Consider the following 13,230-nt stretch of genomic DNA (forward strand, 5'->3'; position numbering starts at 1 on the left):
GCCCTGCGCGCTCCAGGACAGCGCTTCGCGATCGTCGGCGAGGACGCCGGCGGGAAACCCGCCGGACCACGTCGGACCGATCGCTACCCGAATTCACCTCTTATCGTTGGGAACCCTGTTCATGCCTCGCAACTCCTCGCTCCGCTCCCGACGAGCGGGCGTGCTGGTAGCGGCCGCCGCCGCGGCCGCCGGCACGATGACCTCCTTCACCCCGGCCGGCGCGGTGACCGGCGACGCCGCCGCCGACGGCTCGTACGCCTACACCGCCCGGATCGTCGTCGGCGACGCCCTGCGCGGCTGCACCGGCACGCTGGTGGACCACTACTGGGTGCTGACCGCCGCGTCCTGCTTCTCCGACGACCCCGCACAGCCGCAGACGCTGGCGGCCGGCGCGCCGAAGTGGAAGACGACCGTCACCGTGGGCGCCAAGTCCGCCGACGTGGCCGAGCTGGTGCCGCGGCAGGAGCGCGACCTGGTGATGGCCCGCCTGGCCACCGCCGTGGACGGCATCACCCCGCCGGCGTTCGCCACGACCGCCCCCACCTCGGGCGAGAACCTGCGGGTGGCCGGGTACGGCCGCACCAAGGACGAGTGGGCCCCGCTGAAGCCCCACACCGGCTCCTTCACCCTCGGTACCGTGAGCGCGACCGGCATCAGCGTCACCGGCACCGGCGGCGCGGCGGTCTGCAAGGGCGACACCGGCGCCCCCACGATCCGCGAGACGGGCGGCAAGTCCGAACTCGTCGCCGTCGCCTCCCGCTCCTGGCAGGGCGGCTGCCTCGACACCCCGGCCACCGAGACCCGCACCGGCGCGACCGCCACCCGCGTCGACGACCTCGGTGGATGGGTCTCCTCGACCGTGGCCGCCGGCGGCGTGTCGGTCAAGTCGGACACCAAGCTGACCTCCGGACAGTCGATCGTCGGCGCGGACCTGAAGCTGACCATGCGGCCGGACGGCGACCTGGTCGTCACCCACAAGCAGGTCGACAACGGGATCCTGTGGTCGAGCGGGACTTCGGGCAACAACGGCGCCTGGGCGTACATCCAGCCGGACGGCAACCTCGTCGTCTACAAGAGCGACGGCAACCCGGCCGCCGGCACCGGCGCCCTGTGGGCCTCCGGCACCTGGGGCCAGAACGGCGCGTTCCTCAAGCTCCGGAACGACGGCAACGTGGCCATGGTCAAGGCCGACGGCAGCTCCGTCCTGTGGTCCGCCGGCACCATCCGCCTGGACCAGAAGCTGAACAGCGACACCAAGATCAAGCCCGGTCAGTGGTTCCAGTCGCAGACCGCCGTGGTCGAGATGCAGGCGGACGGCAACCTGGTCCGCTACCGCCGCGCCGACGCCGAGCCCACCTGGAACACCAACACCTCCGGGAACAAGGGGGCGTGGGCGTACGTGCAGACGGACGGCAACTTCGTCCTGTACAAGAGCGACGGCAACCCGGCCGCCGGCACCGGCGCCCTGTGGGGCTCCAACACCTGGGGCCAGAACGGCGCGTTCCTCAAGCTCCAGGACGACGGCACCTTCGCGCTCTACAAGAAGAACGCCGCCGAGACGGTCGCCAACACCGTCTGGAGCGCCACCACCTTCCGCTCCGGCACCCAGCTCGTGGCCGGCCAGCAGGTGTACGCGAAGACCACCCGCCTGGCCATGCAGTGGGACGGTGACCTCGTCCTCTACCGCCTGAGCGACAACGCGGTCCTGTGGCACAGCAACACCGCCGGCAACGGCAACGCCTTCCTCCGGATCCAGCCCGACGGCAACGCCGTCGTCTACTCCGCGGACGGCAGCCGCAGCCTCTGGGCCTCCGGCACCTTCTGGTCGGCGGGCGCCTTCCTGAAGCTCCAGGACGACGGCAACCTCGTCGTCTACAAGGCCGACGGCGGCGAAGGCATCGGCAACGCCATCTGGTCCACCAACACCTTCGCCTGATCCCGGGCCCGCCTCACCGTCCGGGGCCCGCGCCGCGCACTGCGCGATGCGGGCCCCGGACGCCGGGCTGTGGTGCGGCGTCGATGCTACGCACTCTCCCGCCCAGGGCCTTCGAGCGGACCGTGACCGATCCGGTCGCGGTCCGCTCGAACCCGCACGACGCGCTGGTAGTCCGCCGACCCCGGCCCGTGCGCTGTCGCCCCCCTCACCAGGCGACCGGCAGGACGAGCGGGCGGGTGAACAGGTTGTCCTCGTCCCAGGGGAGTTCGTCCGCGTCGATCGCGAGGATGAGCCTCGGGAACCGGGTGAAGAGTGCTTCGAAAGCGATCCGCAGGTGCGCCCGGGCCAGTGAGGCGCCCAGGCAGAAGTGCGGGCCGGCGCCGAAGGTCCTCGATCCGTCCGTACGGCGGTGGATGTTGAACCGGTGGGGGTGCTTGTAGTGATCCGGGTCCCAGGTCGCCGCGATCATCGGCGTGACGACCGACTCCCCCGCGCGGATCGGCACGCCGCGGATCTCGGTGTCCTCCAACGCGACTCGCGGGTTGGACAGGTAGCCGTTGTGGTGGAACCGCAGGACCTCCTCCACGACGGCGGGCCACAGCCGCGGGTCTTCGAGGACGCACTGCAGCTCCTCGGGGTGCCTGAGCAGGGTGACGATGCCCGTGGACGCCGAGGAGACGAGCGGTTCGATCCCGGTGACGAGCAGGTAGCTGACGGTGCCGTGCAGCTCGTCGGAGGTGATCTCGTCGGCCTGACGGGCCGCGATCAGGGCGCCGATCGGTTCGGTCGGGTCGGGAGCGGACCACTTGTCCGCGACGATCTCGGCGGCCAGCGCGCCGATCTGCTCGGTGGCGGCCGAGACGTCCGTCCGGTCGGCGTTCTGGCTGGTCTGCTCACGGAAGCAGCCGTGCAGCGCCTGGCGCCGGTCCGCCGGGATGCGGAGCAGCCCGCAGCTGACCCGCAGGGCGAGGGGCGCCGTGTAGGCGCTGACCAGATCCGCGGGGTTGCTTCCCGCGGCCATCGCCGTCAGCAGGTCCTCGGCGTGCGCCGCGATGGCGGTGGAGTACCGTTCGGCGGCTCGCCGGTTGAACAGCGGGTTGAGGATCTGCCGCACCCGGGTGTGCCGGGGCGGGTCCAGGTTGAAGATGCCCCCGGGCACGGAGTTGAAGTCCTCGCCGATCAGTCGCGGCGCGCCCGGGTAGACCAGGTCCCTGGAGAAGCGCGGGTCGGTCAGGACTCCGGTGATGTCGTCGTGGCGGGTCAGCAGCCAGGTGGTCTGCCCACTGGGCATGCGCAGCGGGCAGACCGGGCGCTCCCGCCGCAGCGTGGCGTACAGCGGCGGCGGGGTCCCGTGCTCCCCCGCGGGCAGCGGCCACTGGAGGATGTCGGTGTCCGACAGGGTCACGACTGGGCTCCTCTGGTACCGGCGTTCGGCGGCGCGGCCTGCTCGACGGCCGGTGCCACGGCCGGCTCGACGGCCAGTGCGATGGTGGCGAAGCCGTGGCCCGGCGCCGGCGCCAGGGCCGGGACCTCGCCGTTCCACAGGGCGAGCTGCAAGGGCCAGGGACGGTTGTAGAGGAGGAGGGCGGTCCGGGTCCCCGTGATGCCGGGCAGGTCCAGGACGAGCGGGAGTTCGGCGAGGACGTAGCCGAGGTTGAGTTCGATCTGCGCCGGGGTCGGCTCGCCGCCGAGGACCGTCATGAGGTAGCCGCGGGATGCTTCCCGGCACAGTTCCCGTAACCGGCCGTCCGAGCGGAAGGCGTCGTCGACCTGGGCGCGCAGCTCGCGGTAGCGCTTCCGGTTGATGAGCCGGGTCCAGCTGTTGACCCGGTCGTGCGGGTTCGGGCCGGAGGCGTGGAGGGCGCGCCGTGCCGCCGCGCGCATCCTGCGCACGGCCCGGGTCGCGCTCTGTGCGGCCTCCCGGGGTGCCCGCCCGCAGGCGATGAGGCCGAAGGCCATCTCGTAGCCGGGCAGGACGGCTTCGACGTGCCGAAACCTTCCGGCGGCCCAGGCCAGCAGGGTCTCGACGGTCGCGGGCCGGTAGAACCCGTTGAACGGGCTCAGTCCGAACACCGCGGCCTCACCGGTGTCGAGGATCTCCCGCGACTGCTCGTTGAGCGGGTGGACCGTGACGGCTTCCGCCGGGACCGCGATCACAGGCTCCGCCGCCAGTACGCGCCGCAGACGTCGATCCGTCGGATCGGGTCGTCGATCCGCTGCTCCTCACGGAAGTCGTGCACAGCGGCCCGGCACGCCGGGATGACGTAGTCGTCGATGATCACGAACCCTCCGGTGGACAGCCTGGGGTACAGGTGGGTCAGGGCGTCCCAGGTGGATTCGTAGAGGTCGCCGTCGAGCCGGAGCAGCGCCAGCTTCTCGACCGGCGCCTGGGGCAGGCTGTCCCGGAACCGGCCCGGGAGGAAGGCGACGTGGTCGTCCAGCAGCCCGTAGCGGCGGAAGTTCTCCGCCACCTCCTCCTGGGGCACGCCGAGTACCCCGTTGGCCTCGTGCAGGGCCAGTTCGCGGTCCAGGGGGTGCCCGTCCGCACCCACCTCGGGGATGCCGGTGAAGGAGTCGGCCACCCACACGCGGCGGTCGGTGATGCCGTGCGCCTTCAGGAAGGCACGCATGAAGATGCAGGCCCCGCCGCGCCAGACGCCGGTCTCGATGAGATCGCCGTCGACGCCGTCCGCGACGACCCGCTCCAGGCAGTCGTGCAGGTTGTCCAGCCGCTCCCTTCCGATCATCGTGTGCGCGGCAGCGGGCCAGTCCAACCCTCCGTGCCGCTCCTCGGCCTGGTAGCCGGTCGGTCCGTCCGGAGTGAGCCCACCGTCCTGGTAGATGACATTGGTCAGGACCTTCTTCATGAGGTCCAGGTAGAGGTGCCCGTCACTGTCGCAGTCATCCACTGGCTGTCTCCCTGGCAGGTCGGTTCTGGTCCGGATCGGTCCAGATCGGTCAAGATCGGTCCGGAGGGCTTGGCGGACGTCACGCTGGTGGTGCGGACCACCCGCGGTCGATGAAGTCGGGAGCGCCCTCCTCGGAGTTGACGCCCTTCTCGACGAAGGCGAGGTTGTGGTAGATCGTCAGAGCCACGGCATGCCGGTCGGCGTAGGACGGTCCGGGCGCTGCCGCCGGTGGCACCCACTCCCGGTGGTGCAGGCCGTCGACGAGCTGCTTGAGCAGGCCGACCGAGGTTCCGGGCCCGGCGACGGGGCCGGCGGTGCCGCCGTAGCCGGGCCAGTAGGCGGTCTGGAGATCCTCGACGACGTACAGCCCGCCGGGCCGCACGTGCGGGAACAGGGCGGTGAAGGAGGCTCGCACATGGGCGTTGAGGTGGCTGCCGTCGTCGATGACGATGTCGAACGGCCCGAACCGACGGCCGAGGTCGTCCAGGAGTCCGGGGTCGCCCTGGTCCCCGACGGCGGTGGCGATGCGGGGGCCCCGAACACCGGGTTTGGGGACGATGTCGAGCCCGAGGACCAGTCCCGCCGGGAAGTAGCGCTGCCACATGCGCAGTGACGCGCCGCCCTGGTCGGGTGCGTCGTAGCCGCCGATCCCGATCTCCAGCACTCGGACCGGCGCGTTCCGGAAGCGGGCGAAGTGCCGCTCGTAGTGCTGGGTGTACCAGTGGAGGTCGGCCCACTTGTCCGAGCCGAACCGGGTCGAGAGCCCGCCGAGGTCGACCGGGTGCCGTTGGCAGGCGGCCACGACCGCCTGGACCGCGACCGCCAGCCGCTGGCGTTCGCGGACGATCGCGGTGAGCCCACCGGGGGCCGGGTTTGGAGCATTCAGCTCGGCGCAGGTGGTGACCCGTCGACTGGTCCGACGATCGGTGCCGGGGCCGTAGAGGCCGCGCAGGAGGTCGACGGCGTCATGGGTGATCCGCACCGGCGCCGCCTGCCAGCCGTCCCGCTTCGAGGTCAGCCCGTCGCGGTCGACGGTGAGGAGGCGACAGGCCCGTTCACCGCCCGACGTGAGCTCGAAGGCGAGGTGCGCGGCGCCGTCCACCGGCACCGGATCGCACCGCACGGCCAGTTCCTCGACGACGACCTCCGCGACCCGGTCGAGCCCGAGGTCGGCGACGGCCCGCGCCAGCCGGTGCTCGTCGGCCGCCGCGCGCAGCAGCGGTTCGATCGCGGGCCAGCCGGGGCCAGCCACCGCGCCCGTGGGGGCGCCGCCGACCGGTGCCGCGGTCGGGGCGCCGACCGGTCCAGGGCCGGTGCGGGTCATGACGCGGCCTCGACCAGCTGTCGGACGACCTGCTCGGGGCCGGGCATGGCCTTGATCTCCTCCCGGACCTGCCGGCAGGCCTCTCGGATCCGCCGGTCGGTCAGTGCGCGGTGGATCCCGTCGGCGAGTGCCGCGGGGTCGATGTCCCGGTCGGGGAACGCCACCCCCACCCCCCGCTCCACCACCGCTTGTGCGTTCACCGGCTGATCCGCCACCTGGGGCAGGACCAGCTGTGGCACCCCGTTGGCGAGTGCGGTGAAGGTGGTGCCCGACCCGCCGTGATGGACGACGGCGGCGCAGCTCGGCAGCAGAGCGCTGAGCGGCGCCCAGTCGACGGCACGGAGGTTCGGCGGGAGCGGCCCCAGGCCGGACAGGTCCGCCCCACCCGTGGTGAGGACGACCTCGGCGTCCGCGGCGGCCAGCGCGTCGACCACGTCCCGCAGGACCGGGGTTCCACCGACCGCGGGAAGCACCGATCCCCAGGTGACGCAGATGCGTGGGCGCCGCGGCGCAGCGCTCACCCAGTCGGGCAGCACGGCACCGCCGTTGTACGGCACGTAACGCATCGGCCATCCGGCCTTGGCGTCCGGAGGGCGCAGGCTCTCCGGGCACAGGTCGACCGTCGCCACCGGATCGGTGAGCGCACCGGTGATCCCGTGGCGTGCCCGCACGTCCTCCAGTGCGCTCAGCACCGCGGCGAAGGACGGGTAGGGCAGCCCGATCCCGTGCATCACGCAGGGGATTCCGGTGGCCTCGGCGGCGAGCTGACCGCCGGCCAGGAAGGTCGTGAAGACCAGGAGGTCCGCGCGCCACCGGCGGATCAGGTCCACGGTGCCGTCCACCATCCGGCCTCCCACCCCGAGGACCAGGGCGGCGACGTCCTCGCGCGCGGGGTCCAGCCGATCGGCGGCCGTCGGGCCCGGCCGGCCCGCCGCACCGGTGAACCGGCGCCAGGCGTCGGACAGGTCGTACCGGTCCGGCCGGTTCTTCGTGACCCGGACACCGAGCCGGTGGTAGGCGTCGGCGGCGTCGCCGTCGGATACGTCCACGGCGGCCAGGCCCGAACGCGCGGCCATGTCCAGGCTCGGTCCGGTCGCGGCCACGAGTACCTCGTGACCGGCCGACTGCGCCGCCCACATGGTGGGCACCGCAGGCATGAGGTGGCCGACCCCGGGTGCCACCACGAACAAGATGCGCACGAAGTGCTCCTAACCGGCTGGAGGCATCGAGGACCGCCGAATTCGGCGTGATTCGTTGGGATTGTCCAGCTCGGCCACACCGTATTCAAGTACGCCGGGCCGGGACCGTCACCCCGGGACCGATCGCACCGGATTGCCTGGCACGCGCATTCCGGGGGAGCTTGACCGGAAGCAACGGACACGAGACCGTGTCACGCGACGGTCATTCCAACAGAGTTCGGACAAAGGGATTTCATGTGATGAGCACATTCTCGGATCCCATGGCGGACAGGAAAGCCGATTCGGCCACACCCATCGAATGTCTCAGGCTGGCCGGAGACGACACCCGCTCCCTGCACTCCGTCGTCCACTCCTTCGAACTGGCCGACCTCACGGCCGTGTTGGTCGACGAGATCCTGTTCCGCTGCGATCCACCGGGCAACACCGATCCGGTCACCGTCGACCTGGACGTCACGCGCGGCGAGGAGCGGGTCAGCACCTCCTTTCTCGTCCAAGCCGGTCGACCGGTCGGCCTGAACGGTGCGGACGGCCCGGCCGCACTCTTCCGCATCGAATACGATGTGCTCGACCTGGTACGGGAGTTGTTCGGGCCGTCCGCGCCCGGCGGGCCGGCGAACCGACGGACCGAGCTGCGGTTCGTCCCGGAGTCCATGACAGTGGAGGGCGTTCGCCCGCTCGGCTCGATCATGGCGGCGGCCAGCACCATCCTCACCGGCTGCTCCTCCGACCACCCCGGACTCGCCCGGCTGGCCCTGCGCCACGACTCGGACAAGTGGGGCGGCCTGCACTGGTTCGCCGCCCTGTACGAACGCCACCTGCGCCAGCTGCGCGACCAACCCGTCCGAGTGCTCGAAATCGGAATCGGCGGATACGACCACCCCACCCTGGGCGGCGGGTCATTGAAGATGTGGAAACACTACTTCCCGCGCGGTCTGGTATTCGGCGTCGACCTGTACGACAAGAGCGGCCTCGACCAACAGCGCCTGCACACACTGAAGGCGGACCAGAGCGACCCCGCCCAGATGATCGAAATCGCCGAACGGCACGGTCCGTTCGATATCGTCATCGACGACGGAAGTCATATCAACGAACACGTCAGGACAACATTCCGGGCGCTGTTCCCCCACGTCCGCGCCGGAGGCCTCTACGTCATCGAGGACCTGTGGACCTCCTACGCCCCGGGCTTCGGCGGAAACGAGGACCCGGAGGCGTGCGACAGCACCACGCTCGGCCTCGTCAAACGGCTCGTCGACGACCTGCACTACGAGGAGCAGCCGTTGAAGACCACCGGCGGAGTCGGTCCGTCCCTGGCCGGAATGCACCTCTACCGCAACATCGCGTTCCTGGAGAAGGGCCGCAACGCCGAAGGGGGGATCCCGGGCTGGATCCGCCACTGAGTCCGCAACACCGCTCGTTCCACAGGCAGAGCCCGGCGAAGAGCCAGGCGGACCCCAGCACGGCGCGGGCCTCGTCGAGGGTGCGACAGTGCGTCCGACCGGGGTCGGCGATCATCACCTCGCAGTCCCGACCGGCGGTCAGGAAACGAACCGCCCGGGGCGGTCGGCGACCGACCGTCCCGGGCACCGGACCGCGCCCGGCGGCCCCGTCAGGACCACCCCCACTGCGGCTTGCCGTTGTCCTTGCGGCCGATGTCCCCGTACTGGTACTTGTTGTTGGGGAGGGCGAAGACGTACTCGTGCGGGTCGGCCGCTGCGCCCTCCAGCTTCTCCGGGACGCTGTGGTAGCCGAGCGCGTAGAGGTTCTTGGACGGATCCCAGCTGTTGTAGCAGGCGATGGCCTTGAGCTTGGTCTTCATGTGGGCGTCGGGGATGTTCAACACGTAGGCGGCGCCCCTGCTGCGGTCGGGGAGCTCGTGGTCGTAGGCGTAGACGAAGTTGAAGCGCACATCGGTGAGCTTGCCCTCCCTCGCCAGCTGCACGGCCGCGTCGGTGATCGCCTTGTGGGTCGCGCTGACCTCCAGCCAGCCCGCGGTGAACTTGTGCGAGGCGCCCGGGTACTGATCCGCGATGGACGCGATCTTCGACTTGACCGTGCTGGTGAACTTCTTGAAGGCGTCGTCCCCGCCCCACGCGGAGTCGGGGAGCTTGAGGTTGATCACCTTGTCGACGCCGAGGCGGGCCGCCGAGGCCATGAACTCGGCGGTCCGGGCGGGCACGATGACGCTGTCACTGGCGCTCGCAGGTATGGTCGGCCAGTTCAGCCCGTGGTGGCCGCGGGCCACGCACGGATGCCGGCGGTCCTCTGTGGTCATCGGACAGGGATCGGTGTTCATCCGCCTCGCCAGCCCGTCGTTCTCACCCCGTGTCACCAGCACCAGGTACACGGGCCGTCCGGCCGCCTTGTGCTCCAGGATCGACCCGGCCAGACCCAGCGCCTCGTCGTCCTGGTGCGGCGAGTAGAAGATCGCCGGAGCTGACGCGGCCGACGCCCTGCCCCCCGACAGACCGGTACCCAGGAGCGTGGCCCCGGCCAGCGCCCCCGCCGTCAGCACCCGTCGCCGGGACAGACCCGCCCCTCCGTTGTCCACCATTGCCGCCTCCTGCCGGCCCCACCGGGCCGGCCCGTACCCCGGCCCGCCGTCGCCGGTGGCAGCGGAGGAGTCGAAGCGGTGGAGGAAGTGACGATCGGCCATGGGCAGGCTCCTTGGACAGCGGCCCCACAGGGGCAGCACGGGAAACGGGAGTCAACGGTGACGGCGGACGAACCACCAGGTCACGCCCCCGACGCTACAGAGCGCACCCGTCACCCGGCGTCACCCACCGGAACGGGGACCGCGCTCCCGCTCCCACCCTGGCCCGGCACTGTACTCCCGGGTCCCACCCCGCCCATCGGCGGGGGTGGCGGCGCACCGAACCGGCTCCACGGCCGGCGGATCCGCTCCGCCGGACGCCTCGCCCTGCCCTTCCCGGTCGTGCGGGAGCACGGGACGTCGGACCGGTCGACTTCCCGTGCTCCCGGTGCGGCAGGGAACCGGCTACCTCGCGCCGGCGCACAGCGCGGGGCTCGTCCTCATGGGGTCGATGCCGGCCGGAGCACGAAGCCGCAGTTCAAACCATTCGAGGATCAGGCCCGGGTGCGGTTGCATCGGCTGTGCTGAGGACGTTTTCACGACGGCGAGGATCGTTCGCCCCACGAGGGCCTACCCCGCACGCGTTCCGCGCGGCCGAGCCGTGGACGGCCACTCAGCGGTGCTCGAGGTTCCCAGTCTCCCTCCGCACTCGGACCGGGCACCCAACGTCGTGTACCGGTCACATTGCGGCGGTGGCACTTACCGGCGTGATTCGGCAGGATCCCCTTCATGAGGTCTCAGGACACAGGGTTGTCACCCGCGTGGGTCGCGCGGAAGGTCGTCGCGTACGACGAACTCCAGGCCGTGGCGGGCTCGCTGTGGTGGTTGCAGTCCGACCCCGATCACGACGGCGTCCGGCGCGTGATGTGTTCGGAGGGCTCCGGCAACGCCTTCGCGGTGACGCCATCCGACTTCTCAATCGGGGGTGAGCTCCACGCCTACGGCGGCGGCAGCTTCGCCGTGGTGGAGGGCGCGGTGTGGTTCGTCGGGGACGGCGGCTCCCTCTTCCGCCAACCGCTCGGCCGCGCGCCGGACAGGATCGTGTCCATCCATGGCTCCGAGCGCTATGGCGACCTTACTCCGGGCCCGGACGGCAGCGTCTTCGCGGTCCGTGGTGACGGCGCTGCGGACGAGATCGTCGCGGTGACTCCGGCCGGAGACGTTCAGATCCTGGTTCGCTCCTCCGAGTTCCTCTCCTGCCCCCGGCTTGCCGGGGACGCCCTGGCGTACCTGGAGTGGGGCCGGGACCAGATGCCTTGGGACAGCTGCCACCTCCTGCTGGCCGACATCCGTTCCGGCCGCCCCGGAGCGGGCCGGGTCGTCGCAGGCGGCTCCTCCGAGTCCGTGCTCCAGCCGTCCTGGGGGCCGGACGGACTGCTGTACTTCATGTCCGACCGAACGGGTTGGTGGAACCTCTACCGGCTTCGCGACGACACGGTGACGCCGGTCCTGCCCATCGATGCGGACTGCGCGCCGGCGCCCTGGGAAGCGGGCTACCAGTCCTACGGATTCGCCCCCGACGGCACCATCGTGCTGACCGTACTGAACGGGTTCTCCACCGAACTCATCGCCGTCGATCCCACCGGCGGTCGGCGCCGGCTCGGCCCTAACCTTACCTCGGTGAAGCCGTACATCGCGGTCGATCACGACCGGCTCGCCGTGATCGGCTCCACCCCGTCGTCCGCCCCAACCTTGTGGTCACTCGACCTCACAGCACAAGCCGACACCCTGGCCACTCCGGTGGGCACCCGGTCAGGGGCCGTTCCACCTTGGACGCCCGTCCCGCCGTCGCTCGACACAGCACCGGGTGCGGACGGTCCTGTCCGTTTCCTGCTGCACCGGCCTTCGGGAACAGCGGCGCCCGTACCGCTTCTGGTGCGGGCGCACCCCGGTCCGACGGACGATGTGCCCCTGCGGCTGGACTGGACGACCCAGTTCTTCGTCAGCCACGGCTTCGCCGTCGCCGAGGTCCTCTACCGGGGCAGCACCGGCCTGGGTCGCGCGTTCCGGCAGGTGCTGCACGGCCATTGGGGCGAGTACGAGGTCGAGGACTGCGCCGCCGTGGCCGAGCACCTGCGCTCGACCGGCGCGGCACTGCCCGGGGCGATGTTCATCAGCGGCGCGAGCGCCGGCGGGTACACGGCGCTCCAGGCGGCGAGTCGTCCGGGGCCGTTCACCGGTGCGACGGCCACCTCGGCGATCATCGACCCCGCACGGTGGGAGCTGTCCGTCCCGGAGTTCCAGCGCCCCCACGCGGCCGCCCTCCGCGGGCCTGCCGGAGCCGTTACACCGGAACGGATCCGTTGCCCCGTGCTGGTGATCCACGGAACCGCCGACACGATCACGTCCGCCGAGGAGGCGATGCAGTTCGCGCAGGACCTGGCCGCCCTCGGCGGTGACCACGACAGCCTGCTACTGGAGGACGGCGACCACTACCTGTCGGCACCCGCCGCCCGGGAACAGGCCCTCCGCGCCGAACTCGACTTCTACCGCCGCCTCATGACCCGCCCAAGAGCTTGACGGCCATGTCGTCGGCCTCGGGCAGCACGGCCCGGGCGAACTCGCGCAGCTCCCGGGCCGGGGCGTAGTCGGCATGGACCCGCAGCTCGGCCAGGACGCCGGCCACCCGCTCGACGCACCGGCCTGACCCCGTCCTGGCCGCGTAGGCGACGGCGTCCCGGCCGGCCGCGCACGCCCGGTCGAGGTCTCGAGTGCGCAGCCAGGTGGCGGCGAGCAGGGCGGCGTCGATCGCCCGCCGGCGGACCCTGTCCTCCCCCACTCCGCTGAGCGCCTCGGCGAGTTGGCTCCTCGCGGCCGGGGCGAGTTCCTCGACCACGACGCCGGCAGGCTCGACACCAGCTTCGCCCAGGAGGGCCGGTACGGCGACTTCGTCCTGCTGATCGGCATCGAGGCCTGGAGCGTCTGCGAGCACCACCTGCTCCCCTTCCGCCTCGACGTCTCCATCGCCTACGTGCCGGACACCGCCGTCCTCGGCCTGTCCAAGCTGGTACGGCACCTGGAGGCCCACACCCACACCCTCCAGCTCCAGGAACGCATCACGCACGACGTCGCCCACGACCTCGCCAAGGCCGCCGCCACCGACGACGTCGCCGTCTTCACCACCGGCGAGCACCTGTGCATGAGCATGCGCGGCGTCAAGGCCACTGCGGTACGCACCACCACCATGTGCCGCCTCGGCCGCACCGAGAGCGACCCCTCCCTCGCCGCCCGCATCGAACGCCTCGCACTGCCCGTCCGCCTGTAGCCGCTGC

At 71.3% G+C, this 13,230-nt stretch carries 11 protein-coding genes; 4 read left to right on the forward strand and 7 right to left on the reverse strand.

Annotated elements, in window-relative coordinates:
• Positions 1 to 121: 121 nt before the first annotated feature.
• The gene (locus tag ACWDD9_RS22055) at positions 122 to 1,936 is read left to right on the forward strand and encodes a trypsin-like serine protease (protein WP_375872952.1); all 1,815 of its coding nucleotides are present in this window, start codon (positions 122 to 124) and stop codon (positions 1,934 to 1,936) included.
• 205 nt (positions 1,937 to 2,141) lie between these two features.
• Here ACWDD9_RS22055 and ACWDD9_RS22060 read toward each other — a convergent pair whose 3' ends face one another.
• The 5 genes from ACWDD9_RS22060 to ACWDD9_RS22080 all read right to left on the reverse strand — a co-directional run bounded on the left by ACWDD9_RS22060 (position 2,142) and on the right by ACWDD9_RS22080 (position 7,368).
• On the reverse strand, positions 2,142 to 3,341 hold the full coding sequence (locus ACWDD9_RS22060; protein ID WP_049655872.1) for a cytochrome P450: 1,200 nt from the start codon (positions 3,339 to 3,341) through the stop codon (positions 2,142 to 2,144).
• Positions 3,338 to 4,093: a tRNA-dependent cyclodipeptide synthase gene (locus tag ACWDD9_RS22065; RefSeq protein WP_375872951.1), complete on the reverse strand. Its 756-nt coding sequence runs from the start codon at positions 4,091 to 4,093 to the stop codon at positions 3,338 to 3,340. Before ACWDD9_RS22065 ends, ACWDD9_RS22060 begins: the two co-directional genes overlap by 4 nt.
• On the reverse strand, positions 4,090 to 4,845 hold the full coding sequence (locus ACWDD9_RS22070) for a TylF/MycF family methyltransferase (RefSeq protein ID WP_234348545.1): 756 nt from the start codon (positions 4,843 to 4,845) through the stop codon (positions 4,090 to 4,092). Before ACWDD9_RS22070 ends, ACWDD9_RS22065 begins: the two co-directional genes overlap by 4 nt.
• Before the next feature lie 79 nt (positions 4,846 to 4,924).
• Positions 4,925 to 6,169, reverse strand: coding sequence for a hypothetical protein (locus ACWDD9_RS22075; protein WP_375872950.1), 1,245 nt, complete (start codon positions 6,167 to 6,169; stop codon positions 4,925 to 4,927).
• On the reverse strand, positions 6,166 to 7,368 hold the full coding sequence (locus tag ACWDD9_RS22080; protein ID WP_375872949.1) for a nucleotide disphospho-sugar-binding domain-containing protein: 1,203 nt from the start codon (positions 7,366 to 7,368) through the stop codon (positions 6,166 to 6,168). The genes ACWDD9_RS22075 and ACWDD9_RS22080 overlap by 4 nt, the downstream gene beginning before the upstream one ends.
• Before the next feature lie 161 nt (positions 7,369 to 7,529).
• On the opposite strand from ACWDD9_RS22080, the gene ACWDD9_RS22085 reads away from it, so the two are divergent.
• On the forward strand, positions 7,530 to 8,765 hold the full coding sequence (locus ACWDD9_RS22085) for a hypothetical protein (protein ID WP_449812432.1): 1,236 nt from the start codon (positions 7,530 to 7,532) through the stop codon (positions 8,763 to 8,765).
• A 209-nt stretch (positions 8,766 to 8,974) separates the two neighbouring features.
• On the opposite strand, the gene ACWDD9_RS22090 is transcribed toward ACWDD9_RS22085, so the two are convergent.
• Complete coding sequence (locus ACWDD9_RS22090; RefSeq protein WP_375872947.1) at positions 8,975 to 10,021, reverse strand: PIG-L deacetylase family protein; 1,047 nt, start codon at positions 10,019 to 10,021, stop codon at positions 8,975 to 8,977.
• A 687-nt stretch (positions 10,022 to 10,708) separates the two neighbouring features.
• Between ACWDD9_RS22090 and ACWDD9_RS22095 the strand changes: the two genes are divergently transcribed.
• Positions 10,709 to 12,478 carry a S9 family peptidase gene (locus ACWDD9_RS22095; protein WP_449812433.1) on the forward strand — a complete coding sequence of 590 codons (1,770 nt, stop codon included), beginning with the start codon at positions 10,709 to 10,711 and terminating at the stop codon, positions 12,476 to 12,478.
• Here ACWDD9_RS22095 and ACWDD9_RS22100 read toward each other — a convergent pair.
• Complete coding sequence (locus ACWDD9_RS22100) at positions 12,456 to 12,794, reverse strand: hypothetical protein (protein WP_449812434.1); 339 nt, start codon at positions 12,792 to 12,794, stop codon at positions 12,456 to 12,458. The two genes, ACWDD9_RS22095 and ACWDD9_RS22100, sit on opposite strands and share 23 nt — an antisense overlap.
• Between ACWDD9_RS22100 and ACWDD9_RS22105 the strand changes: the two genes are divergently transcribed.
• Entirely contained in the window at positions 12,759 to 13,223 is a 465-nt protein-coding gene (locus tag ACWDD9_RS22105; RefSeq protein ID WP_449812435.1) for a GTP cyclohydrolase I, read from the forward strand. The genes ACWDD9_RS22100 and ACWDD9_RS22105 overlap by 36 nt on opposite strands.
• Positions 13,224 to 13,230 lie beyond the last annotated feature (7 nt).

The sequence above is a fragment of the Kitasatospora sp. NPDC001119 genome (assembly GCF_053598475.1).

Coding starts and splice junctions, on each gene's coding strand:
- ACWDD9_RS22055 (WP_375872952.1), top strand. CDS start 122: ATGCCTCGCAACTCCTCGCTCCGCTCCCGACGAGCGGGCGTGCTGGTA.
- ACWDD9_RS22075 (WP_375872950.1), bottom strand. CDS start 6,169: ATGACCCGCACCGGCCCTGGACCGGTCGGCGCCCCGACCGCGGCACCG.
- ACWDD9_RS22090 (WP_375872947.1), bottom strand. CDS start 10,021: ATGGCCGATCGTCACTTCCTCCACCGCTTCGACTCCTCCGCTGCCACC.